Annotated in this window: 25 protein-coding genes; 16 read left to right on the plus strand and 9 right to left on the minus strand. The window is 73.0% G+C overall.

Going from position 1 to position 22,986, the window contains the following annotated elements:
- Window positions 1-56: 56 nt before the first annotated feature.
- Window positions 57-815 (plus strand): TIGR00730 family Rossman fold protein, encoded by a 759-nt coding sequence (locus ABZ404_RS27695; protein ID WP_358834784.1) that lies wholly within the window; start codon window positions 57-59, stop codon window positions 813-815.
- Between the two features lie 45 nt (window positions 816-860).
- On the opposite strand, the gene folP is transcribed toward ABZ404_RS27695, so the two are convergent.
- Window positions 861-1,721, minus strand: a complete 861-nt coding sequence (gene folP / locus ABZ404_RS27700; protein ID WP_358834785.1) for a dihydropteroate synthase — start codon at window positions 1,719-1,721, stop codon at window positions 861-863.
- Between the two features lie 148 nt (window positions 1,722-1,869).
- On the opposite strand from folP, the gene ABZ404_RS27705 reads away from it, so the two are divergent.
- Entirely contained in the window at window positions 1,870-2,193 is a 324-nt protein-coding gene (locus tag ABZ404_RS27705; RefSeq protein ID WP_358834786.1) for a DivIVA domain-containing protein, read from the plus strand.
- Entirely contained in the window at window positions 2,190-2,780 is a 591-nt protein-coding gene (locus tag ABZ404_RS27710; protein WP_358834787.1) for a DNA-3-methyladenine glycosylase I, read from the plus strand. Before ABZ404_RS27705 ends, ABZ404_RS27710 begins: the two co-directional genes overlap by 4 nt.
- 99 nt (window positions 2,781-2,879) lie before the next feature.
- Here ABZ404_RS27710 and ABZ404_RS27715 read toward each other — a convergent pair whose 3' ends face one another.
- Window positions 2,880-3,680, minus strand: a complete 801-nt coding sequence (locus ABZ404_RS27715; RefSeq protein ID WP_358834788.1) for an enoyl-CoA hydratase-related protein — start codon at window positions 3,678-3,680, stop codon at window positions 2,880-2,882.
- A 309-nt stretch (window positions 3,681-3,989) separates the two neighbouring features.
- Here ABZ404_RS27715 and ABZ404_RS27720 point away from each other — a divergent pair, with 309 nt between their 5' ends.
- Window positions 3,990-4,157, plus strand: coding sequence for a DUF3117 domain-containing protein (locus ABZ404_RS27720; RefSeq protein WP_009997451.1), 168 nt, complete (start codon window positions 3,990-3,992; stop codon window positions 4,155-4,157).
- A 144-nt stretch (window positions 4,158-4,301) separates the two neighbouring features.
- Here ABZ404_RS27720 and ABZ404_RS27725 read toward each other — a convergent pair whose 3' ends face one another.
- Window positions 4,302-5,039, minus strand: a complete 738-nt coding sequence (locus ABZ404_RS27725) for an O-methyltransferase (protein ID WP_358834789.1) — start codon at window positions 5,037-5,039, stop codon at window positions 4,302-4,304.
- Window positions 5,040-5,157: 118 nt separating this feature from the next.
- On the opposite strand from ABZ404_RS27725, the gene sigE reads away from it, so the two are divergent.
- From sigE to ABZ404_RS27750, 5 genes are all read left to right on the plus strand, one after another.
- Window positions 5,158-5,967 carry an RNA polymerase sigma factor SigE gene (gene sigE, locus ABZ404_RS27730; RefSeq protein WP_358834792.1) on the plus strand — a complete coding sequence of 270 codons (810 nt, stop codon included), beginning with the start codon at window positions 5,158-5,160 and terminating at the stop codon, window positions 5,965-5,967.
- The gene (locus ABZ404_RS27735; protein WP_358834790.1) at window positions 5,964-6,902 is read left to right on the plus strand and encodes a zf-HC2 domain-containing protein; all 939 of its coding nucleotides are present in this window, start codon (window positions 5,964-5,966) and stop codon (window positions 6,900-6,902) included. The genes sigE and ABZ404_RS27735 overlap by 4 nt, the downstream gene beginning before the upstream one ends.
- 87 nt (window positions 6,903-6,989) lie before the next feature.
- A complete protein-coding gene (locus ABZ404_RS27740; protein ID WP_358991011.1) occupies window positions 6,990-9,125 on the plus strand; it encodes a trypsin-like peptidase domain-containing protein in 2,136 nt (711 codons plus the stop codon).
- Window positions 9,126-9,291: 166 nt separating this feature from the next.
- Complete coding sequence (locus ABZ404_RS27745) at window positions 9,292-9,750, plus strand: sec-independent translocase (protein ID WP_358835416.1); 459 nt, start codon at window positions 9,292-9,294, stop codon at window positions 9,748-9,750.
- 162 nt (window positions 9,751-9,912) lie between these two features.
- The gene (locus ABZ404_RS27750; protein WP_358835415.1) at window positions 9,913-10,587 is read left to right on the plus strand and encodes a hypothetical protein; all 675 of its coding nucleotides are present in this window, start codon (window positions 9,913-9,915) and stop codon (window positions 10,585-10,587) included.
- Between the two features lie 181 nt (window positions 10,588-10,768).
- Here ABZ404_RS27750 and ABZ404_RS27755 read toward each other — a convergent pair whose 3' ends face one another.
- Genes ABZ404_RS27755 through ABZ404_RS27765 form a run of 3 tightly spaced genes read right to left on the minus strand, consistent with a single transcriptional unit; the run spans window position 10,769 to window position 13,788 of the window.
- On the minus strand, window positions 10,769-11,902 hold the full coding sequence (locus ABZ404_RS27755) for an Mrp/NBP35 family ATP-binding protein (RefSeq protein ID WP_358835414.1): 1,134 nt from the start codon (window positions 11,900-11,902) through the stop codon (window positions 10,769-10,771).
- Window positions 11,903-11,942: 40 nt separating this feature from the next.
- Entirely contained in the window at window positions 11,943-12,524 is a 582-nt protein-coding gene (locus ABZ404_RS27760; protein ID WP_358835413.1) for a DUF1003 domain-containing protein, read from the minus strand.
- Entirely contained in the window at window positions 12,517-13,788 is a 1,272-nt protein-coding gene (locus tag ABZ404_RS27765) for a CBS domain-containing protein (protein WP_358835412.1), read from the minus strand. Before ABZ404_RS27765 ends, ABZ404_RS27760 begins: the two co-directional genes overlap by 8 nt.
- A gap of 215 nt (window positions 13,789-14,003) precedes the next feature.
- On the opposite strand from ABZ404_RS27765, the gene ABZ404_RS27770 reads away from it, so the two are divergent.
- On the plus strand, window positions 14,004-14,756 hold the full coding sequence (locus ABZ404_RS27770; RefSeq protein WP_358835411.1) for a hypothetical protein: 753 nt from the start codon (window positions 14,004-14,006) through the stop codon (window positions 14,754-14,756).
- Between the two features lie 170 nt (window positions 14,757-14,926).
- Here the strand turns inward: ABZ404_RS27770 and ABZ404_RS27775 are convergent, their stop codons facing one another.
- The gene (locus tag ABZ404_RS27775) at window positions 14,927-15,448 is read right to left on the minus strand and encodes a hypothetical protein (protein WP_358835410.1); all 522 of its coding nucleotides are present in this window, start codon (window positions 15,446-15,448) and stop codon (window positions 14,927-14,929) included.
- Window positions 15,449-15,631: 183 nt separating this feature from the next.
- Here ABZ404_RS27775 and ABZ404_RS27780 point away from each other — a divergent pair, with 183 nt between their 5' ends.
- A complete protein-coding gene (locus ABZ404_RS27780; RefSeq protein WP_358835418.1) occupies window positions 15,632-16,474 on the plus strand; it encodes a DMT family transporter in 843 nt (280 codons plus the stop codon).
- On the opposite strand, the gene ABZ404_RS27785 is transcribed toward ABZ404_RS27780, so the two are convergent.
- Entirely contained in the window at window positions 16,452-17,579 is a 1,128-nt protein-coding gene (locus tag ABZ404_RS27785; protein ID WP_358835409.1) for a magnesium and cobalt transport protein CorA, read from the minus strand. The two genes, ABZ404_RS27780 and ABZ404_RS27785, sit on opposite strands and share 23 nt — an antisense overlap.
- Window positions 17,580-18,006: 427 nt before the next feature.
- Between ABZ404_RS27785 and ABZ404_RS27790 the strand changes: the two genes are divergently transcribed.
- From ABZ404_RS27790 to ABZ404_RS27805, 4 genes are all read left to right on the plus strand, one after another.
- Window positions 18,007-18,591 (plus strand): suppressor of fused domain protein, encoded by a 585-nt coding sequence (locus ABZ404_RS27790; protein WP_358835408.1) that lies wholly within the window; start codon window positions 18,007-18,009, stop codon window positions 18,589-18,591.
- A 145-nt stretch (window positions 18,592-18,736) separates the two neighbouring features.
- Window positions 18,737-19,387, plus strand: coding sequence for a DUF6758 family protein (locus ABZ404_RS27795; protein ID WP_358835407.1), 651 nt, complete (start codon window positions 18,737-18,739; stop codon window positions 19,385-19,387).
- 179 nt (window positions 19,388-19,566) lie between these two features.
- Complete coding sequence (locus ABZ404_RS27800; RefSeq protein WP_358835406.1) at window positions 19,567-20,430, plus strand: PHP domain-containing protein; 864 nt, start codon at window positions 19,567-19,569, stop codon at window positions 20,428-20,430.
- A 110-nt stretch (window positions 20,431-20,540) separates the two neighbouring features.
- Window positions 20,541-21,146, plus strand: coding sequence for a MarC family protein (locus tag ABZ404_RS27805; protein WP_358835405.1), 606 nt, complete (start codon window positions 20,541-20,543; stop codon window positions 21,144-21,146).
- A 98-nt stretch (window positions 21,147-21,244) separates the two neighbouring features.
- On the opposite strand, the gene ABZ404_RS27810 is transcribed toward ABZ404_RS27805, so the two are convergent.
- On the minus strand, window positions 21,245-21,397 hold the full coding sequence (locus tag ABZ404_RS27810; RefSeq protein ID WP_344075186.1) for a hypothetical protein: 153 nt from the start codon (window positions 21,395-21,397) through the stop codon (window positions 21,245-21,247).
- Window positions 21,398-21,595: 198 nt separating this feature from the next.
- On the opposite strand from ABZ404_RS27810, the gene ABZ404_RS27815 reads away from it, so the two are divergent.
- Window positions 21,596-22,603: an NYN domain-containing protein gene (locus tag ABZ404_RS27815; protein ID WP_358835404.1), complete on the plus strand. Its 1,008-nt coding sequence runs from the start codon at window positions 21,596-21,598 to the stop codon at window positions 22,601-22,603.
- Window positions 22,604-22,986: the final 383 nt, after the last annotated feature.

The raw sequence follows: 22,986 nt of genomic DNA on the forward strand, positions 1-22,986 counted from the left end.
CGTCCTACCCTGGCCGGACGCGTCATATGACTGGAGTCAGCGGAAAGGAGCACGCAATGGCCTATCCCGAGGGAGAGTTTCCGGGCGAACAGCGGCTGGAGCAGCGGCTCGGGCCGGTGCTGCGCCGCCGCGAGCAGGTGAAGCCCGGAACCACCGACCAGCGGCTCCTGGACACCGAGGGCGACTCGGAGTGGGTGCACACCGACCCCTGGCGGGTGATGCGCATCCAGTCCGAGTTCGTCGAGGGCTTCGGCGCGCTCGCCGAACTGCCCAGCGCCATCAGCGTCTTCGGCTCGGCCCGCACGCCGGTGGACTCGCTGGAGTACGAGGCGGGTGTGCGCATCGGCCAGGCGCTGGTCGAGGCGGGCTTCGCGGTGATCACCGGTGGTGGGCCGGGGGCGATGGAGGCGGCCAACCGGGGCGCGCGCGAGGCGCGGGGCGTCTCGGTCGGCCTCGGCATCGAGCTCCCCTTCGAGCAGGGGCTCAATCCGCATGTCGACATCGGCGTGAACTTCCGCTACTTCTTCGTCCGCAAGACGATGTTCGTGAAGTACGCGCAGGGCTTCGTCGTGCTGCCCGGCGGCCTCGGCACGCTGGACGAGCTCTTCGAGGCGCTCACGCTCGTCCAGACCGGCAAGGTGACCCGCTTCCCGATCGTCCTGTTCGGCTCCGAGTACTGGACGGGCCTGGTCGACTGGCTCCGCGACACGGTGGTCGCGGGCGGCAAGGCCTCCGAGGCCGACCTGCTCCTCTTCCACGTCACCGACAGCGTGGAGGAGGCGGTGGCCCTGGTGACCAAGGAGGTGGGGCGGTAGGGGCGCCGGACGCGCCCGCACCGCCGCCGTACCGACGGGGCCCGGTCAGGCCAGCCCGCGCCGGGCCACCGCGGGCGGCCGGTGGCCCGCGATGGACGCCACCATGTCCAGCACCTGACGCGTCTCCGCGACCTCGTGCACCCGGTACACCCGCGCCCCCAGCCACGCCGACACCGCGGTCGTGGCCAGCGTCCCGATGACCCGCTCCTTGACCGGCCGGTCCAGCGTCTCCCCGACGAAGTCCTTGTTGGAGAGGGAGACCAGGACCGGCCACCCGGTCGCCGTCATCTCCCCGAGCCGCCGGGTCGCCTCCAGGCTGTGGCGGGTGTTCTTGCCGAAGTCGTGACCGGGATCGATCATGATCCCGTCCCGCCGCACCCCGAGCGCGACCGCCCGCTCCGCGAGGCCGACGGTGACCCGCAGGATGTCCTCCATCACGTCCTCGTACGCGGTCCGGTGCGGCCGGGTGCGCGGCTCGACGCCGCCCGCGTGCGTGCACACCAGCCCCGCCCCGTACCGCGCCGCGACCTCCGCGAGCTTGGGGTCGACCCCGCCCCACGCGTCGTTCAGCACGTCGGCGCCCGCCTCGCAGACCGCCTCGGCGACCTCGTGGCGCCAGGTGTCGACGCTGATCACCACGTCCGGATGCCGCCGCCGCACCTCGGCCACGAAGCCGACCGTGCGCCGCGCCTCCTCCTCGGCCGTCACCTCCTCGCCGGGGCCCGCCTTGACCCCGCCGATGTCGATGATGGCGGCCCCCTGGGACACCGCCTCCTCCACGCGGGCCAGCGCGGGCTCGTCGTGGAAGGTCGCGCCCTGGTCGTAGAAGGAGTCCGGGGTCCGGTTGACGATCGCCATGATCACCGGCTCGTACGCGTCGAACTCGCGCCGTCCCAGCCGCAGCATCCGCTGTTTCCTCCTCGGGTAAGAAGCCCGTGACCTCTGGTTCCGTGCCCGGTGGGCCGGGCCTTGCCGACCGACAGACCCTAACTCCCGGCTCCGCATGGCACGATCGGACCCGACGGTTTCCGGCTGGCGGGGAGAGGCTTCGCGCGTGTTCTGGTTCTTGCTGATCGCCATGGTCGTGGTGGTCGCCGCGGTGACGCTGGCCGTGGTGGGCGGCGGCGACGACGCCGTCCTGCCCGAGACGGGCCCCGAGCGGCTCTCGGACCCGCTGCCCGAGGACCGGCCCGTGGAGCGCGCGGACATCGACGCCCTGCGGCTCCCGGTGGCCGCCCGCGGCTACCGCATGGCCGAGGTCGACGACGTACTGAGCCGCCTCGCCGCGGAGCTCTCCGAGCGCGACGCCCGGATCGCCGCCCTCCAGCAGGCGCTCAGCGCCGCCCACGCCCGCCGCGACGAGGAGCCCCGCCAGTGAGCGCCGCCATCCCCGGCCCCGACGGCCGGCCGCGCTGCCCGTGGGGGCTGTCCACCGCGGACTACGTGGCGTACCACGACACCGAGTGGGGCCGCCCGGTCCACGGCGACGACGCCCTGTACGAACGGCTGTGCCTGGAGGCCTTCCAGTCGGGGCTGTCGTGGATCACCATCCTGCGCCGCCGGGAGGGCTTCCGCCGCGCCTTCGCGGGCTTCCGGATCGCCGAGGTGGCCGCGTTCACGGACGAGGACGCGGCGCGGCTGCTGACCGACGAGTCGATCATCCGCAACCGCGCCAAGATCGAGGCGACCCTCGCCAACGCGCGCGTCCTGGCCGACTGGGCCCCCGGCGAACTGGACGAGCTGATCTGGTCCTACGCCCCGGACCCCGCCACCCGCCCGGCTCCCCGCACCCTGGCCGACGTCCCCCCGGTCACCGACGAGTCGACGGCGCTGTCCAAGGCCCTCAAGAAGCGCGGCCTGCGCTTCATCGGCCCCACCACCGCCTACGCCCTCATGCAGGCGTGCGGCCTTGTGGACGACCACCTGGAGAACTGCGTGTACCGGGGCGGCGCCGGCGCCGCCTGACGGGCGGCGGGGCCCTCCAGGGGCGCGGTGAGCCGTGCGGCGGACCCGAAGGGCCCGCCCCGCGGCCGCCGCGGGGCGGGCCACGTCACCACGAACGGCTCAACGCCCCACATACTTCGGCTTCTCCTTCGCCAGGAACGCCGCCACCGCGATTCCGTGGTCCTCGGAGGCCCCGGCACGCGTCTGGAGTTCGTCCTCCTTCTCCAGCGCCTCGGCCAGGCTGTGCCCGGCCCCGTACGCCAGTGACTCCTTGAGCGCCGCGTACGCGAGGGTCGGCCCGTCGGCCAGCGCGCGCGCCACGGCCGCGGCCTCGGCCGCCAGGTTCTCCGCCGGGACCAGCTTGTTCACGATCCCGAGGTCGTACGCCTCGCGCGCGGAGATCGAGCGCGGGAAGAGCAGCAGGTCGGCGGCGCGCGACTGGCCGATGAGGCGGGGCAGCGTCCAGGAGACGCCGGAGTCGGCCGTCAACGCGACCCCCGCGAAGGAGGTGGTGAAGGCGGCCGTGTCCGCGACCACCCGGTAGTCCGCCGCCAGCGCGAAGCCGAGGCCCGCGCCCGCCGCGACGCCGTTGACCCCGGCCACGACCGGCTTGGGCATCTCGGTGAGGGCGCGCACGATCGGGTTGTAGTGCTCGCGGACCGTGCTCATCGTGACCGTGGTGCCCGCCTCGCGGTCCGCCGCGAGCAGGCTCACGTGCTCCTTGAGGTCCTGGCCCACGCAGAACGCCCGGCCGGTCGCGGTGAGCAGGACCGCCCGCACCGCCGGGTCCGCCGCGGCCGCCCGTACCGCGTCCCGCAGGGCGACCTTGGCCTCGATGTTCATGGCGTTCATGGCGTCGGGACGGTTGAGCGTGATCGTCGCGAGCCCGTCGGTCACCTCGTAGAGCACGGTGTCGGCCATTGGGATGGATCCCCTCCGTTGCGGTGTCGTGTCCGCCCAGCATGGCGGAGATCATCGGCGCCGCACATGTGACCTGCGTCAAACAATCCCGGTCGGCATCCGCACCGGGGGTGGCGAAGTATCGCAGGCGGATCGCCGAATTGGGTGGTTTTGATAGAGCGCGTTGCGCAAGCGATGCGGACCGATGTTGGTCATCGGGTCCTGCCATGCGGGATAATGACCTGGAAGCAATGTGTTCGATGCCGGTAACACCATGCCTGTCATGGGGCCGCCGGCTGCGATGAGCTGGTTTCAGGAAGGGGAAACAGCATGGCGGCCATGAAGCCGCGGACGGGCGACGGCCCGCTCGAGGTGACCAAGGAGGGGCGGGGCATCGTCATGCGCGTTCCGCTCGAAGGCGGCGGACGGCTTGTGGTCGAGCTGACCCCGGACGAGGCCGAGGCGCTCGGAGACGCGCTCAAGAAGGTCGTCGGCTGATTCAGCAGGCTTGACCGCCATCTGTGCCCGCCCCGGGCCGGTACGCAGGTACCGGCCCGGGGCGGAGTGTTTTCCAAGGCCGACCGAAGGGTGACCAGGGGCTGACCAGGGGGCGAGGAGACCGCGGCGCACCCATGCCGCCTCTCAGGGCCGCTTCACCGCGCACAGGAGTCCGTCGCCCACCGGCAGCAGCGACCCGACCAGCTCCTGGCTCTCGCGGACGGTCCGCAGCAGGTCCCGCAGCCGCAGCACCTCGGCGGGCTGGACGCCCGAGTCGACCGTACGGCCGTCGGCGAAGACCCCTTCGAAGCAGACGATTCCGCCGGGCCGCAGCAGGCGCAACGATTCAGCTAGGTAGTCCAGGGACTCCGCCCGATCGCCGTCGCAGAACACCAGGTCGTATCCGCCGTCGGCCAGCCGCGGCAGGACGTCCAGGGCGTTCCCGGGGATGAAACGCGCCCGGTTCCCGGCGAATCCCGCCGCGCGGAAGGCCTGCTTGGCGAACTGCTGGCGGTCCGCCTCGGGGTCGACGGTGGTCAGCACGCCGTCCGGCCGCAGGCCCTGGAGCAGATAGATCCCGGAGACGCCCGTTCCGGTGCCGATCTCGGCCACCGCCTTGGCGTCCGCGGTGGCAGCGAGCAGGCGCAGCGCGGCGCCCGTCCCCGGGGACACCGAACGCAGTCCTGCCTCCCGGGACCGCTCGCGGGCCCAGCGCAGCGCGTCGTCCTCGGCGACAAAGGCGTCGGCGAACGCCCAGCTCGTCTGCCGGTTGGCGGTAATGGCCCTCTCCTGTCCCCGTAGTTGGCGCGCAACGGTGACTGTATCCGCTGCGCCCGGGAACCCGCAGATGGGACCAGGCGTTATGAAGGGCGGGGGTGACATGGACGAGTACGAAATCCCGGTCCCCGAGGGGTCCGGGAAGCGACGCGGTCGCGGGGGCGGGAAGCCGGTCCCAAATGCGCGTAAAGATTCTTATCCGGAGCTAACGGGCGAGGTGGCTATGGTAGGGGCTCCGCTGGACACCACCAGAGCCGACAGGGGAGGTGCGGCTGCGCCTGTGGATCGGGGAGGAGTGCTCCGGCGCTTTCTCAGGTCGGCGGGTGAGCCGAAATCCGTGACCGAGACCGCTGACCGCCCCCATGGCCTCAACGGCCTGGGAGGGACTCCCATCAACGCCGCACCTTCCGCAGCCACCGCGACCTTCGCCGACGCGGAATCCCCGGCGTGGACCCCTCCCACGTGGGAGGAGATCGTCAGCACGCACAGCGGCCGCGTCTACCGCCTCGCCTACCGCCTGACGGGCAACCAGCACGACGCCGAGGACCTCACGCAGGAGGTCTTCGTCCGCGTCTTCCGCTCCCTGTCGACGTATACGCCGGGCACCTTCGAGGGCTGGCTGCACCGCATCACCACCAACCTCTTCCTGGACATGGTCCGCCGCCGCCAGCGCATCCGCTTCGACGCGCTCGGCGACGACGCGGCCGAGCGGCTGCCCAGCCGTGACCCGTCCCCCCAGCAGGTCTTCAACGACGCGCACTTCGACGCCGACGTCCAGCAGGCGCTGGACACCCTCGCGCCCGAATTCCGCGCGGCCGTCGTCCTCTGCGACATCGAGGGCCTGTCGTACGAGGAGATCGCCGCCACCCTCGGCGTGAAGCTCGGCACCGTGCGCAGCCGGATCCACCGGGGCCGCTCGCATCTGCGCAAGGCGCTGAAGCACCGTTCGCCCGAGGCCCGTGCCGAGCAGCAGCGTGCCCTCGCGGGGGTGGCGCCCGGCGCCCCGGGGGCGGTCGGAGAGGGGACAGCGTGACCGGCACAGGTCCGACCCCCGCCGAGCAGCATCTGGGGGACCGCCTCGCCGCCCTGGTCGACGGCGAGCTCAGTCATGACGCGCGCGAGCGCGTCCTTTCTCATCTGGCCACCTGCCCCAAGTGCAAGGCCGAGGCCGACGCCCAGCGCCGCGTCAAGAGCGTCTTCGCGCAGACGGCGCAGCCCACCCCCTCCGAGGGGCTGCTGGCACGGCTCCAGGGGCTGCCCGGGGGCCCCGGAGGCGACGACGACGGTCGGGGACCATTCGGCGGGGGCCGCCTCACCGAGGGGGTCTTCACCCCCGGCGCCCTGAGTGATCCGGGCGACCCGGCCGGCCGCTTCGGCTACGCGCCCGGCGGGGCGCACGCGGCCGTCCTCGGCGGCGGGCTGCCCGGACGGGGCTTCCGTATCCATGAAGTGGCCCGCGCCGAGGAGCGTTCGGGTTCGCCGTGGCGCGGGCGCAGGATCGCCTTCGCCGCGGCCAGCGCGGTCTCCCTGGCGGCGATCGCGCTCGGCGGCGCGATCCCCTCGGATTCCGGCGCGGACACCAGCGCCCGGGGCGAGGGATCGGGCAGCAGGGTCACGCCGGTGCGGGCGCAGAGCCCGTCGGCCGGTCCCGCAGGCGCTGTTTCGGGCGTGCCGCTTTCCCTGGACGCGGAGCGCAGACACGGCGGCGCGGCGAGCGCGCCGGTGGGTCCGCAGACCGGCGCACCGGCTCCGATGGGGCTGGCCGGGCTCAACGGCATACCGTCCCAGCCCGCGCCGCAGCAGTTCGGCAACCCGTTCCGCGCGGCGCTGCTGAGCGGCTCGGCCCTGCCTCCGCTGATACGGCCGGTGCTCTCCGCCCCGGCGGTACGGCCGGTCGCGCCGCTGTCGGCGCTGCCGGGCGCGAGTCCGTCCTCGTCCCCGACGCGGCTGGCGGCTCCGCGGCACTGACCGCCTGCCCTGCGCTCCTCCCGGCAAACCTGATTGAATCCCCGGGAGGGGTGCCCCCGGGGCACGCGGGACATTTGCGGGGAGAGCATGAACGACGGGAAGCCCACCGGGCCCAGGGCGAGATGGTGGAGCCGTCCCACCCCGCGCGAGGACGGCTCCGCGGCCGAGGAGACGTACGACCTGGCCCCGCCCGCGGGCGGGACGCCGGACGCGTCCGCTCCGGGTGCGCAGGACGGCCCGGCCGCCGCGGCGCCGGAAGGTTCCGGCGCCCGGGACGTGCCGTACCCGCTGGCCCCGGGAGCCCCGGTCGAGGAAGAGTCCGCGTACCGACTGGCACCACCCGCCCCGGCGGCACCGGCCGACTCCGCGCAGGTGGTTTCTGCCGAGCCCGGACCGGTGGCGTCGGCCGATCCCGCGCAGGTGGTTTCTGCCGAGCTCGGACCGGTGGCGTCGGCCGATCCCGCGCAGGCGGTTGCCGTCGAGGCCGGACCGGTGGCGTCCGCTGGTCCTGCGCAGGCGGTTCCCGCCGAGCCCGGGCCGGTGGCGCCTGCCGAGCCCGCGCAGGCCGTTCCCGCCGAACACGGCCACGGGCCCACGCCCGTCGAGGGTGTTGACCTTGGGTCGACACCGGCGGAGCCCACCGCCTCCCAGACGTCGGCCTCGGCGGAGCCCACCACTCCCCAGCCTTCGGCACCGGCGGAGCCCACCGCTTCCCAGCCCTCTGCGCCCTCTGCGCCCTTTGCGGCGGCCGAGGCCACCGCCCAGGCGTCGGCGGCGGCGGCCGAGGGCCCCGGTGACGGTTCGGCCCAGGGGCCCGACGGGGCCGTGCCGCTCCGGCGGCCCCTGCACGCGCCCGATCCGTACGGGACGCCGCCGTACGGCGGTCCCGGGCCGTGGGCGCCCGCGCCGCCGGTGCAGCGTCCCGCGCCGGTTCCGGGTGCCGTGCCGCCCGCCGCGGCCGTGCCGTCCCAGGGGGCATACCCGGCGCCGGAGGCCCCGGCGGCCCCGTACGTCGTACCGGAGGCCGTGCCGCCGGTCCCGCCCTCGTCCCAGTGGGTGCACTACGACCCGTGGGGCGCGGCCGGGCAGCAGCCGCTCAGCACGGCGGGCGCACCGGCCCGGCGCGGGCCCCGGCGTGGGGCGCTCGTCCTCGGGGCCGTCGTCCTCGCGCTGGTCGCGGGCGGTATCGGTGGTGGCATCGGCGCGTACGTCGAGCGGACCGGCACCACCCACGTCAGCCTGCCGCAGGCCGGCAAGGGGCCCATCGGCCGCGCGCCCGACAGCGTCGCCGGGATCGCCGCCAGCGCCCTCCCGGGCGTCGTCACGCTGCACGTCAGCGGGGAGAGCGAGTCCGGCACCGGCACCGGCTTCGTCCTCGACAACGCCGGGCACATCCTCACCAACAACCACGTCGTCCAGCCCGCGGGTTCGTCCGGCGACATCAGCGTGACCTTCAGCGGGGGCGAGAGCGCCCGCGCCACGGTGGTCGGCCGCGACGCCGGGTACGACCTCGCCGTGGTCCGGGTGAGCGGTGTCTCGGGGCTGAAGCCGCTCCCGCTCGGCAACTCCGACAACGTCCAGGTCGGCGACCCGGTGGTGGCCATCGGCGCCCCCTTCGACCTCTCCAACACCGTCACCTCCGGCATCATCAGCGCCAAGGAGCGCCCGATCACGGCGGGCGGCGAGAAGGGCGACGGCAGCGACGTCAGCTATGTCGACGCGCTCCAGACCGACGCCCCGATAAACCCGGGCAACTCGGGCGGACCCCTGCTCGACTCGCGCGCCCACGTCGTCGGCATCAACAGCGCGATCCGCGCCGCGGGCACCAGCGACAGCGGCGGCCAGGGCGGCTCGATCGGGCTCGGCTTCGCCATCCCCGTCAACCAGGGCAAGCGGGTCGCCGAGGAACTGATCAACACCGGCCGGGCCACCCACCCGGTCATCGGGGTCACCCTCGACATGAAGTTCTCCGGCGACGGCGCCCGGGTCGGCGCCAAGGCCGCCGACGGCAAGCCCTCCGTGACTCCCGGCGGCCCCGGCGCCACCGCGGGCATCAGGCCCGAGGACGTGATCACCAAGGTGGACGGCCAGCGGGTGCACAGCGCCGAGGAGCTGATCGTCAAGATCCGCGCGCACCGCCCCGGCGACCGCCTGGAGCTGACGCTCAGGCGCGGCGGCCAGGAGCAGCGCCTCACCCTCACCTTGGGCTCCGCCACGTCCTGACCTGCGCCGGGGCCACCGCCGCGGCTCGCCCCCGGGTCACCTATCGGTCACCCGGGGGGCAAGCGACGGCCAAAGGTCACCGGGTAGGTACCGTTTCGACAGTTTCGACGGGTACCGTGGAGCGGTCCATGACTGGACCCGGGAGCAGAGCCACGAGGAGCAGCAGGTGTTCAACGACATAGGGCCCATGGAGCTCGTCACCCTCGTGGTCCTCGCCGTGCTCGTCTTCGGCCCGGACAAGCTGCCCAAGCTGATCCAGGACGTCTCGGGGTTCATCCGCAAGATCCGCAGCTTCTCGGAGACCGCCAAGGCGGACATCCGCGCCGAACTCGGCCCCGAGTTCAAGGACTTCGAGTTCGAGGACCTGAACCCGAAGACGTTCGTGCGCAAGCAGCTGCTCGACAACGACGACCTGGGTCTCAAGGAGATCCGCAACAGCTTCGACCTGCGCAAGGACATGGAGGAGGTCGCGGACGCGGTGCACGGCCGCGAGAGCGCCTCCGCGGCCCCCACGACCGCCGCCAACGGCTCGGCCGCCGGTGTGCCGGGCGCGCCCGACCTCGTCAAGAAGCGCGAGAAGCTCGACCCGGGCGAGCGCCCCCCGTTCGACGCCGACGCGACCTGACGCGCCCCCCCGAACTCCGTACGGGACGTCAATCCGAGCCACGTCCGCACCGTCATTCCCGGTGGACGCGACCGGGGTGGCTATCCTCCATAGGTCCGGCAGCCAGGACGCCCGAGGGGGGCGGGCCGCTGCGGACACCTACGGACAGGAGGCGGCCGGGCAGTGGAGACGACGAGTCGGGTTTCGGCACAGGGGTCCACGGAGGACACCCCGTCCACACCAGAAGGGGTGCCGGCGGCCCGGCGTACGGTCGACGGCTATCTGCGGGCACCGTTCGCCTGGTACGGCCTTGACCAGGCCTTCACCGGGCCGCGCTGGCTGATGCAGGTGGCCACGGCGGCCGACGGCACGGTTCAGTACGGCTCCACCGGCCACGGCGACGAGCCGTCGATACGGCCCGACGCGACCGACCGCTCCGCCGCCGACCGCGAGCGCTTCGCGGTGGTCGTGAGCATCCCGGCCAACCCCACGCGCCGCAGCGGCGACGGTACGGGAGTGCTGGAGGCCACCACGGTCTCCTCCGCGGCCTGGCTGGCCGGGTCCGGGCTGCTCTCCTTCACCTGGCCCGCCCAGATGGACCACGTGCTGCGCGACGAGTGGCTGGACCAGCAGACCGAGGCGGCGTGGGAACTGGCGGACGACCTCGCCGGGCCGGACTGGACCACGCTCTCGCTGCCGGTCGACGGGGTCGCGACGCCGTTCCACTACCGGGAGTCCGAGTTCGGCTGGGTGCTGGCCGGCTCCGCCGGGGGCGGGGTGCACCTGGGGGCGTACGGGCGGGGGATGAGCGCGTACGGGCTCGGGTTCGCGGTGGTGGACATCACGTCGTACGCCTAGGTCCACGTCGGCCGGGGCGCCTTGCGGCCACAGCTCGTGGGCGGTTGCTCGCGCGGTTCCCCCGCGCTCCTGAGAGGGGCCCGAAGGGCCCTCCCAGGGGCGCGGGGAACCGCGCGACCAGCCACAGACGGCCGACGGATCAGAACCCGCGGATCAGAACCCGCGGATCCGAACCCGCGGATCAGAACTTGTTGCGCGGAGTGATCCCCAGCGACATGCCCGACAGGCCGCGCTGGCGGCCGCCCAGCTTGCCCGCGATCGCGCGCAGCGCGGCGCCCGCGGGGGACTCCGGGTCGGAGAGGACGACCGGCCTGCCGTCGTCGCCGCCCTCGCGCAGGCGGACGTCGATCGGGATCGAGCCGAGCACCGGCACGTTCGCGCCGGTCGTCTTCGTCAGGCCCTCCGCGACCTTCTCGCCGCCGCCCGTGCCGAAGACGTCGACCATCTCGTCGCAGTGCGGGCAGGGCAGGCCCGCCATGTTCTCGACGACGCCGACGATCTTCTGGTGGGTCTGGACCGCGATCGAGCCCGCCCGCTCGGCGACCTCGGCGGCGGCCTGCTGGGGGGTCGTGACGACCAGGATCTCCGCGTTCGGGACCAGCTGGGCGACCGAGATCGCGATGTCGCCGGTGCCCGGGGGCAGGTCGAGCAGGAGGACGTCCAGGTCGCCCCAGTAGACGTCGGCCAGGAACTGCTGGAGGGCGCGGTGGAGCATCGGGCCGCGCCAGACCACCGGGGCGTTGCCCGGGGTGAACATACCGATGGAGATGACCTTCACGCCGTTCGCCGACGGCGGCATGATCATGTTCTCGACCTGGGTGGGACGGCCGTCCACGCCCAGCATGCGGGGCACGGAGTGCCCGTAGATGTCGGCGTCGACGACACCGACCTTCAGCCCGTCCGCCGCCATCGCCGCGGCGAGGTTCACCGTCACCGAGGACTTGCCGACGCCGCCCTTGCCGGACGCCACCGCGTAGACGCGGGTCAGCGAGCCGGGCTTGGCGAAGGGCACCTCGCGCTCGGCGGTGCCGCCGCGCAGCGACGCCGCGAGCTCCTTGCGCTGTTCGTCGCTCATCACATCGAGCGAGACGTCGACGCGCGTGACGCCCTCGACCCGCTCGACCGCCTCGGTCACGTTCTTCGTGATCGTCTCGCGCATCGGGCAGCCGGAGACCGTGAGGTACACCGTGACGGCGACCGCCCCGTCCGCCCCGATCTCGACCGCCTTGACCATGCCGAGCTCAGTGATCGGGCGGTGGATCTCTGGGTCGTTCACCGTCGCCAGTGCCTCGCGCACCGCGTCATCCGTAACCATACGGAGATGGTACGGCGCGGGGTGCCGCCCCCGGAAAGCCCTAGCGGTGGTCTGATTCGTCACTTCCGTGCGGGGCCTCCGGCGGGAATACCACGCGCCGGTCCTCCATCTCCTTGATCAGGTCCTGGAGTTCCGAGCGGATCCAGTCGCGGGTGGCCACCTCGCCGAGGCCCATCCGCAGCGCGGCGATCTCCCGGGTGAGGTACTCGGTGTCGGCGATGGAGCGCTCGTTGGACTTGCGGTCCTGCTCCAGGTTGACCCGGTCGCGGTCGTCCTGCCGGTTCTGCGCGAGCAGGATCAGCGGGGCCGCGTACGAGGCCTGGAGGGACAGGGCCAGCGTCAGGAAGATGAACGGGTACTCGTCGAAGCGCAGCGCGGCCGGCGCGAAGATGTTCCAGACCACCCACAGGATGATCACCAGGGTCATCCAGACGATGAACCGCCCGGTGCCCAGGAAGCGGGCGATCTTCTCGGAGAACCGGCCGAACGCCTCCGGGTCGTACTCGGGCAGCAGCCGCCGCCGTGGCGCGCGCGGCTGGTCCAGGCGGGCGCGCGGGCCGCGTGAGAGGGCGCTCGCGCCCACCGCGCGCGTGCGCTCGCGCTCCTCGGTGCGGTCAGCCATCCGTGCCCCCCTCGGCGCCGTGGAACTCCGCCTCGCGCCAGTCCTCGGGCAGCAGGTGGTCCAGGACGTCGTCGACCGTGACCGCGCCCAGCAGGGACCCGCTGTCGTCCACGACGGGCGCGGCGACCATGTTGTACGCGGCGAGGAACGCGGTCACCGCGGGCAGCGGCGCCTCGGGGGAGAGCGGCGGCAGGTCGGTGTCCACGATCGAGGAGACCAGGGTGAACGGCGGGTCGCGCAGCAGCCGCTGGAAGTGCACCGTGCCCAGGTACTTGCCGGTCGGCGTCTCGTCGGGCGGCCGGCACACGTACACCTGCGCGGCCAGCGCCGGCGAGAGGTCCTGCTGGCGTACGCGCGCGAGGGCGTCGGCGACCGTGGCGTCCGGGCGCAGCACGATCGGCTCGGTGGTCATCAGACCGCCCGCGGTGCGCTCCTCGTACGACAGGAGCCTGCGCACGTCCGCCGCGTCGTCCGGCTGCATCAGGGTGAGCAGGCGCTCCTTGTCCTCCTCGGGCAGCTCGGAGAGCAGGTCGGCCGCGTCGTCGGGGTCCATCGCCTCCAGGACGTCGGCGGCCCGCTCGTCCTTCAGCTTGCCGAGGATCTCCACCTGGTCGTCGTCCGGCAGCTCCTCCATGACGTCCGCGAGCCGGTCGTCGTCGAGGGCCGCGGCCACCTCGGCGCGGCGCTTGGGGGAGAGGTGGTGCAGCACGTTGGCGAGGTCGGCGGGGCGCAGCTGCTCGAAGGTGGCGAGGAGGTTCTCGGCGCCCTGGCCGTGCTCCTCCAGCGAGAAGCCGGTGACGGCGGACCACTCGACGGTCAGCGTCTCGCCCTTGCGCCGCAGGGCGCCGCCCTTGCCGCGGCGGACGAAGACCTTGTCGATCTCCCAGTCGCGGCGCGCGGGCAGCTGCTGGATGGCCACGTCCAGGACCGTCACCTCCTCGCCGCTCTCGACGACGGTGACCCGGCGGTCCAGCAGCTCACCGAGGACGAGGCGCTCGGTCGGGCGCTGCTCGAAGCGGCGCAGGTTGACCACGCCGGTGGTGATGACCTGGCCGGACTCGACGCCGGTGACCCGGGTCATCGGCAGGAAGATCAGCCGCCGGCCGGCCACCTCGACGACGATGCCGAGCAGCCGGGGCGGACGGCGGCCGACGCGCAGGATCGCCACCAGATCGCGCACCCGGCCCACCTGGTCGCCGTTGGGATCGAAGACGGCGACGCCGGAGAGGTGCGAGACGAAGATCCGGGGGGCGCCTGCCGCCATGCCGAGCGCCTCCTCTGGGGCGTGATCCGACCCTGTCCCGGCCGGAAATACGACGCTGAATATCTGATTCAGGCTAGCCGGTGCCTTCGCGGTACGCCCTTGTGGGGGGTCCGTACGGCTCTCCGCGGGGCGGGGTGGACGGCCCGGGTAGGGTGCGGTCTGCCGACCCCGACTTCGCGCCCCCACTCGGCGCGCTTCGACGAAAGGCTGTGCCGGTGACCACACGCTCCCTGTCCGTACGGGCGCGCCGGGCCGCGCTGCCCGTCGCGCTCTGCGCGGGGCTCGCCGCGGCCGTCACGGCGTGCTCCTCGGACCCGGACGAGGGGACCAACGGCGTCGGCAAGCTCTCCGCGACCGAGATCGAGGGCAAGGCACGCACGGCGGCCGACGGCGCCGACGCGGTGCACCTCAGCGGCACGCTGGTCAGCAAGGGCGGCACGTACAAGATCGACATGCGGCTGAAGAAGAACGGCGCCACCGGCACGGTCACCTCCAAGAACACCACGTTCGGGCTGCTGCGGGTGGGTGACGAGCTCTATCTGAAGGCCGACGCCGGGTTCTGGGCGCACCGGGACGGCAAGCACGGCTCGGGGAGCGCGTCGGCCGCGGGCAGACAGCTCGACGACAAGTACGTCAAGGTGCCCTCGGGCGACCCCGCGTACCAGGAGCTGCGCGGCTTCACGGACAAGGGCGCGCTGCTGAAGGGGATGCTCGGGCTCCAGGGCGAGCTCTCCAAGGGCGACCGGTCCAAGGTCGGTGAGGTGGGCACCATCCGCGTCAGGGCCGGCAAGGACGGCGAGGGCGGCACCCTCGACGTCTCGCTCCAGGGCACGCCCTATCCGCTGCGCTTCGAGCGGGCGGGTGGCGCGGGCGTGCTCGAACTGGGCGACTGGAACCAGGACTTCCCGCTGGCGGCGCCGTCCAAGGGGGCGACGGTGGATTACGGGAGCAGGCTCCCCAAAACGTAGCCCACGCGCCCCCCCCCGGAGCCCGTGTCCGCCTCCGGGCCGGTGGGTGCTCGCGCGCCCCGGTCGGTCGACGTCTGTCCGCGGGTTGTCTGTGGCCGAGCGCAACCCACCACGGTCCGCAGGCGCACGGCACCGCGTCCGGCACGGCACCGCGTCCGGCGCCGCACCCCTCAGCCCCGCCTGCGCCCCCGCTTCCGCTTCATCAGCAGGCGCGGCAGCGCCGCCGGGACCGGCTCGCGCGTGGTGGCCGGGGTCTCCACGGGCGGCGCGGCCAGCGAGCCCGAGGGCATCTCCGTGCGGACCTCGGCCGGCGCCAGGCGCAGCACCCGGCACTCCCGCGCCCAGCGCCCCGTCACCGCCTCGCCGTCCGGCGCGTTCAGCCGCTTGGCCTTCAGCTCGGCGGCCACCGCCTCCCACAGCTCGCTCCGCGGCGCGACCTCGCTCACCGCGGCCGTCCAGGCGACCAGGCGCCCGCCCTTGTCCTTGCTGCGGACGGTCACCTCCGCGGTGCCGCCGTCGGCCAGGCCCTCCAGCGGCTGCTCGCCGGGGCCGCCGCCCACCACATACGCCGCGCCTTCGTGCCACACGTGCCACAGCGCGCGGTCGGCGGTCCCGGTGCCCCGCACCCAGATCAGCCCGGACTTCTTGGTGGCCTCCTCGACGAGGGCCCGATCCAGCAGCGCAGGTGTCATGGGGGCCACTTTATGGGACGGCCCCGGCCCGGCCCACGGTGTTGTCCACAGCATGGTCCGACAGTTCCGAAAATATGTTTAGCGCCTTACTCTCATGCCGTGCCCACCACCGCGCCCACCACCACAGCACCCGCGACCCCGGCCCCGGCCGCCGTCGCGGCCGCCCCCCGGGTCGACTTCGCGCTGCTCGCCGTCGCCATCGCCAGCGTGTCGCTCTCCGCGCCGCTGATCGCCGCCACGGCGGCCCCCGCGCTGGCCATCGCGTTCTGGCGCAACGCCATGGCCGTCGGCGCGCTCACCCCGCTGGTCGCGGTGAAGTACCGGGAGCGGTTGCGCGGGCTGACCCGCCGGGAGGCGGGGCTCGCGGTCGCCGCGGGGGCGCTGCTCGCGGTGCACTTCGGGCTCTGGCTGCCGAGTCTGCGGATGACGTCGGTGGCCTCCTCGACCGCGCTGTGCACCACCACCCCGATCTGGACCACGCTCGCCCTGCGGCTGCGCGGCCACCGCCCGCCCGCCCTGGTCTGGGCCGGGACGCTGGTCGCGTGCGTGGGCGTGGTGATGCTCACCGGCGTCGACCTGACCACCTCGCCGCGTGCCCTCGCGGGTGACGCCCTCGCGCTCGGCGGCGGTGTCGCCGCCGCCGGTTACGTGCTGCTCGGCGCCGAGGTCCGGCGGACCGTCGACACCGTCCCGTACACCTACCTCTGCTACGGGACGGCCGCCGCCGGGCTGCTCGCCGCCTGCCTGGCGAGCGGCGCGGACCTCGGCTCGTACTCCGGGGCGACCTGGGCGAAGCTGGCCGCGCTCACCGTCGCGGCCCAGCTGCTGGGCCATTCGCTGCTCAACCGGGTGGTGCGGGGCCTGGGCGCCTCCGTGACGTCCACGGCGATCCTCCTGGAGACCCCGGGCGCGGCGCTGATCGCCGCGCTCTGGCTGGGCCAGCAGCCGCCCGCCCTGGCCTGGGCCGCCCTGGTCGTGATCCTCGGCGGGCTCGCCCTCGTCGTCAGAGCCAACCGTTCCGCTTGAGCGTGCGGTGGATGGTCAGACAGCTGCCGACGATGGCGGCCAGCACGATCGGGTAGCCGTACTTCCAGTGCAGCTCCGGCATGTGGTCGAAGTTCATGCCGTACACGCCGCACACCATCGTCGGTACGGCGATGATCGCCGCCCATGAGGTGATCTTGCGCATGTCCTCGTTCTGCGCGAACGACGCCTGCGCCAGATTGGCCTGGAGGATCGAGTTCAGGAGCTCGTCGAAGGCGACCACGTGCTCCTGCACGCGCGCGAGGTGGTCGGCCACGTCGCGGAAGTACTTCTGGATGTCGGGGTCGACCAGCCGCATCGGCCGCTCGCTGAGCAGCTGCATGGGCCGCAGCAGCGGCGAGACCGCCCGCTTGAACTCCAGTACCTCGCGCTTGAGTTGGTAGATCCGGCCGGCGTCCGTGCCGCGCGGGCTGCCCTTGGAGGGCGCCGAGAAGACGTCGATCTCGACCTCGTCGATGTCGTCCTGCATCGCGTCCACGACCGCCAGATAGCCGTCGACGACCTGGTCCGCGATGGCGTGCAGCACGGCCGAGGGGCCCTTGGCGAGCAGCTCGGGGTCGTCCTGGAGGCGCTTGCGCAGCGCCCGCAGCGACCCCTGGCCGCCGTGCCGGACGGTGATCACGAAGTCCCGGCCGGTGAAGCACATGACCTCGCCGGTCTCCACGACCTCGCTGGTGGCGGTGAGTTCGGCGTGCTCCACGTAGTGGACGGTCTTGAAGACGGTGAAGAGCGTGTCGTCGTACCGCTCCAGCTTGGGCCGCTGGTGGGCGTGGACGGCGTCCTCCACGGCCAGCGGATGCAGCCCGAACTCGGCGGCGATACCGGCGAATTCGGACTCGGTCGGCTCGTGCAGCCCGATCCAGGCGAAGCCGCCCTCCTCCTGGACGTACCGCATCGCCTCACGCGGGGTGAGGCACGCGTCGGCCTGGCTGCGCAGCCCGTCGCGGTAGACCGCGCAGTCGACGACGGCGCTGCTCGCGGAGGGGTCGCGGGTGGGGTCGTAGGAGTTGTGCGGGGCGGCGCTCTTGCGCAGCGAGGGACGCAGGGAGGGGCGGACCGCTGCGCGCAGGTCACGGATCATGGACATGGCAGGACTCCTTCACGGAGAGGCCGCCGGCGAGCGTGGCACTGCCCGGAATGGGGACGTGACGCGAGAACTGCGTACATCTGCGTACGTCCGCAAAGCGGGCGGCACCGCGAGGGCGGTGACGGCGTTCGCTACTGAAACGGACTGGGCGAGGCGAGATGCTCTTCCGCCGTGCGACATGCCATGAGACTCGGATGTTTCCCGGGGATACGGCCGGGTATGGAGGTCTCGATCACAGGGAACAACGAAGGCGCACGGAAGAGCGGTTGGTACTGCCAGGCCGACTTCGATCCATCGCAGCCCCACCTCCTCCGGCCGGTCCCCCGTGAGGGACGTACTTCTGCCCTGAACAGCGGCCAAGACTATCAGTCGGCGCAGGTGTCAAGTCCGTACTTTGCCCGTTCGATACGGCTTCTATGCTCAACTCATGGTTGATGTTCTTGCTCTCGTCGAGGCCAGGCTGCGCACCGCCCTCGGTGAACCGGACGCGCGCGCCGCGGTGACCTTCCTCGGTACGGACCGGGTCGAGGTGCTGCGCTTCGCCGACGGGGACATCGTGCGCTACGCCACGCTCGGCATGTCGGCCCGGCCGATGACCGACCCGGCCGCCGCCCTGGCCGACCCGGTCGAGGGCCCGCGCGCCGAGCTGGTCCTGTCCGTACGGGCCGGGCTCGCCGACACCGACAAGGTGCTGCGGCCGCTCGCCGTCCTCGCCTCCGCCCCGCAGGTCGAGGGCGTGGTGGTGGCCCCCGGCGCCTCCCTGGACATCGGGGAACCGCTGTGGCCGGGCGCGCCGTTCAGCTCGGTCCTGGTCGCGGAGCCGGGCGGGCTGGTCGAGGACCTGGAGCTCGACGACCCGATGGACCCGGTCCGCTTCCTGCCGCTGCTGCCGATGACGGCGAACGAGGCGGCCTGGAAGCGGGTGCACGGGGCGCGGGAGCTGGAGGAGCGCTGGCTGGCCGAGGGGACCGACCTGCGCGACCCGTTGCGTACCGCCGTCCGCCTGGACTAGGGCGTACCGCCGTCCGCCCGGACCGAGGGCGTGCCCGGTGCGCCGGGGCGGGCGCGTGCCGGCGCCCCCGTCCGCCCCTTCTGCCACACGCCGGACGGGTGATCGTCCTTGACGCGGCGCGGGACGGGGAGGACCGTTGGCAGGTATGAGGGGCGAACCCAGTTGCCCGAAGTGCGGAGGCCGGGTCCGGGCGCCCGGTCTCTTCGCCGACACCTGGCAGTGCGACGTGCACGGCACGGTGCATCCGCTCCAGCCCGTCGTCCCGCCGAGCGTCGAGGCGCTCGGCGTCGCGGTGCACCGGGCGAAGGTGCCCGTCTGGATGCCGTGGCCGCTGCCGATCGGCTGGCTCTTCACCGGCGTGGCGTGCGCGGGCGACGACCGCAGCGGCGGGCGGGCGACCGCCGTGGCCTGCTCGGGCCCCGCGCCGCTCGGCGGCATCGGTGAGCTGCTGCTCGTGGCGGAGGAGCTGGGCGTGGGCCTGGGCGCGCGGTACGCGGGCATCGACGGCCCCGACCCCGGCCCGTACATGAGCGTCGACAAACCGCCCCACGCCAAGGTCCTCGCGGCCGGACGCCCCACCCCGCTCTGGCACGTCACCGCCACGCCCGACGACCGCGCGGTCTTCGCGGGCGAGGCGCGCGGCCTGTGGCTGTGGGCGATCGTCTGGCCGGAGCAGTCGGGGCTGCTGCTCTACGACGAGCTGGTCCTCACCGATCTGCGCGACGCGGGCGCCGAGGTCGAACTGGTGCCGTGCGGGGCGCTCTCGCCGCGCATCCTGTCGGGAGGGATGCGGTGAGCCGCGCCGGGCGACGGGATGCGGTGACCGCCACAGCCGTGTCCGCCGGGATGCGGTGACCGCCACAGCCGTGTCGGCCGGGATGCGGTGACCGCCACAGCCGTGACGGGCGGGACGGGGGCCACGCACCGTTATCCTTGACTGTCCCCACCGTCCGCCCTTACGCCCTGGAGTCACGCGTGCGCATCGACCTGCACACCCACTCCACCGCGTCCGACGGCACGGACACCCCGGCCGAGCTGGTCCGCAACGCGGCCGCCGCCGGACTGGACGTCATCGCGCTCACCGACCACGACACCACCCGCGGTCACGCGCGGGCCGCCGCGGCGCTGCCCGCGGGCCTGACCCTGGTGACCGGCGCCGAGCTCTCCTGCCGGATCGACGGTATCGGCCTGCACATGCTGGCGTACCTCTTCGACCCCGAGGAGCCGGAGCTGGCGCGCGAGCGCGAGCTGGTCCGCGACGACCGGGTGCCGCGCGCCCGGGGCATGGTCGCCAAGCTCCAGGAGCTGGGCGTCCCGGTCACCTGGGAGCAGGTGGCGCGGATCGCGGGCGACGGCTCGGTGGGCCGCCCGCACGTCGCCGAGGCGATGGTCGAGCTGGGCGTCGTCGGGTCGGTCTCGGAGGCGTTCGTGCCCGAGTGGCTGGCGGACGGCGGACGCGCGTACGTGGGCAAGCACGAGCTCGACCCGTTCGAGGCGGTCCGGCTGGTCAAGGCCGCCGGAGGAGTCACCGTCCTCGCCCACCCGCTGGCGCTCAAGCGCGGCCGGGTCGTGCCCGAGACGGTCATAGCCGAGCTCGCCTCGGCCGGCCTCGACGGCATCGAGGTCGACCACACCGACCACGACGAGCCCTCGCGCGCGAAGCTGCGCTCGCTCGCCGCCGAACTCGGCCTGCTCACCACCGGCTCCAGCGACTACCACGGCGACCGCAAGTCCGTGCGGCTCGGTGAGTGCACCACCGACCCCGAGATCTACGGCGAGATCACCCGCCGGGCGACGGGCGCGTTCCCCGTCCCGGGCGCGGGCGGAACCGGCCGCTAGCCCGGGCCCCGGGCCCGGCCCCGTCGCCTTCCCCTCACCCTCCCCCAGAGGACTCCGCTCCGTGCGGCGCCCTCCCCTGCTCCGTACACCCTCTCCCGCAAGGCACCACCGTGTTCGACGCTGCCGTTTTCGGCTCCCTCTTCCTCACTCTGTTCGTCATCATGGATCCCCCGGGGATCACCCCGATCTTCCTCGCGCTGACCTCCGGGCGCGCCGCCAAGGTGCAGCGCAGGATGGCGTGGCAGGCCGCTGCCGTCGCCCTCGGCGTGATCACCGTGTTCGGCCTGGTGGGCAACCAGATCCTGGCGTACCTGCACATCGAGGTGCCCGCGCTGATGATCGCGGGCGGTCTGCTCCTCCTGCTCATCGCGCTCGACCTGCTCACCGGCAAGATGGAGGAGCCGAAGCAGACCAAGGACGTCAACGTGGCACTGGTGCCGCTGGGCATGCCGCTGCTCGCCGGTCCCGGCGCGATCGTCCAGGTGATCCTGGCGGTCCAGAACCACGACACGCTCGGCGGACAGGTCGCGGTGTGGACCGCGATCCTCGCCATGCACGTCGTGCTGTGGCTGGTCATGCGGTACTCGCTGCTGATCATCCGGGTCATCAAGGACGGCGGGGTGGTCCTGGTGACGCGGCTCGCGGGCATGATGCTCTCCGCGCTCGCGGTGCAGCAGATCATCAACGGCGTCACCCAGGTGATCCGGGGCGGGTGACCGTACGCGTACCGGCGCAGCCGCGCAGCGAAAAGCGCCCCCGTACCGGTGTCCGGTGCGGGGGCGCTTCGGCTTGCCGCGTAGAAGATCCTTACGCGTTACGAAGCCGAGCTGTCGGCCGGGCGGATGTAGATGCGCTGGCCCACCGCGGCGGCCTGCTGCACAATCCGGTTGACGGAGGCGGCGTCCACGACGGTGCTGTCCACGGCGGAGCCGTCCACGTCGTTGAGGCGCATGATTTCGAAGCGCATGGCTTCTCCCTTCGTCTGATCCTCCTGAAGGAGAACTGCTTGATGCTGGTGGTACGGGGAGCTGGCCCCGTTACGACTGTTACAACGGGTTGCCCTTGGCAAACATTCCCTACGCTAAGGAAATTTTTTCCCGAACTAAATACTGGCGGGTAAGGCACCGGTTGTGAGAGCTCGCTCACGCCCCTGAGAATGGGGGCGATGAGCGAAGCAGGCGACACCTCAGGCAGTGAGATCCCCGGCGTCGGCGGTTCGCGCCGCCCGGGCGGCACCGGGGGCACCGGCGGCACCGGCCGTGGCCCGGACGCCCCCGCCCCCGCCCCCGGTCTGGCCGGCATCGGCGCGCAGCTGGAGCGCACCAACCAGCTGCTGCGGCGGATGCTCGCCGAGGTGGCGAAGACGCCTTCCACCCACGCGATCTTCGTGGACGCGGGCTACGTCTACGCGGCGGCGGGCCTCCTGGTCACCGGGACGGAGGACCGCCGGGCCTTCGACCTCGACGCGGAGGGGCTGATCGAGGCCTTCATCGACAAGGCCCGCACGATCTTCGCGGACAGCCGGCTGCTCCGGGTGTACTGGTACGACGGCGCGCGCCGGCGCATCCACACCAACGAGCAGCAGTCGATCGCCGAGCTGCCGGACGTGAAGGTGCGGCTGGGCAACCTCAACGCCAACAACCAGCAGAAGGGCGTCGACTCCCTGATCCGCTCCGACCTGGAGTCCCTCGCCCGCCACCGCGCGATCAGCGACGCGGCGCTCATCGGCGGCGACGAGGACCTCGTCTCGGCGGTCGAGGCGGCGCAGGGGTACGGGGCGCGGGTCCACCTGTGGGGGATCGAGGCGGCGGAGGGGCGCAACCAGGCGGAGCCGCTGCTGTGGGAGGTCGACAGCCAGCGCACGTTCGACCTGGACTTCTGCAAGCCGTACGTCACGCGGCGGCCGGTGACGATGTACGAGGACAGCGGGCCGGCGCCGACGCGGGACGATGTGCGGTTCGTGGGGGCGCGGATCGCGGCGACGTGGCTGTCGGAGCGGGGCCGGGCGTCCCTGGCCCAGCTGCTGCCGGGCCACCCGTACCTCCCCGGCCCGGTCGACCAGGACCTCCTGGTGGAGGCGGAACGCCTGCTCCAGCGGTCGCTGCGGGGCCACGCGGATCTGCGGCGGGCACTGCGGGACGGGTTCTGGCAGCACTTGCAGTCGCAGTACTAGGGGGCCGGGGGGCGGGGTGCCTGTCCTTTGCCCTTGCCATTGCCCTTTGCCCGCGGGCCGGTGGGGGCTGATCGCGCAGTTCCCCGCGCCCCTGGGGGTACGGCGTGGCCGGGGTCCTGATGGGGCCCTCGGAGGTGCAGGTTCGTCTGCGGACAGTGGGTGGCTGGCCGCGCAGTTCCCCGCGCCCCTAAAAGCTAGCGGCTCACCCGAACACTCTGGCGGCGGCACCCCCGCTGAAGGGGCGCGAGCAGCCATCCACTGGCCGCAGACGGAGTCCGGGCCGGATCAGGGGCGCGGGGAACTGCGCGACAAGCCCCACCGGCCCGCAGGTGAATGACCGGCCTCTCAGGGGCGCGGGGAACGGCGCGAGTAACCCAGGCGGT

This window comes from Streptomyces sp. NPDC005878 (assembly GCF_040629815.1).
Taxonomy (GTDB): Bacteria; Actinomycetota; Actinomycetes; order Streptomycetales; family Streptomycetaceae; genus Streptomyces.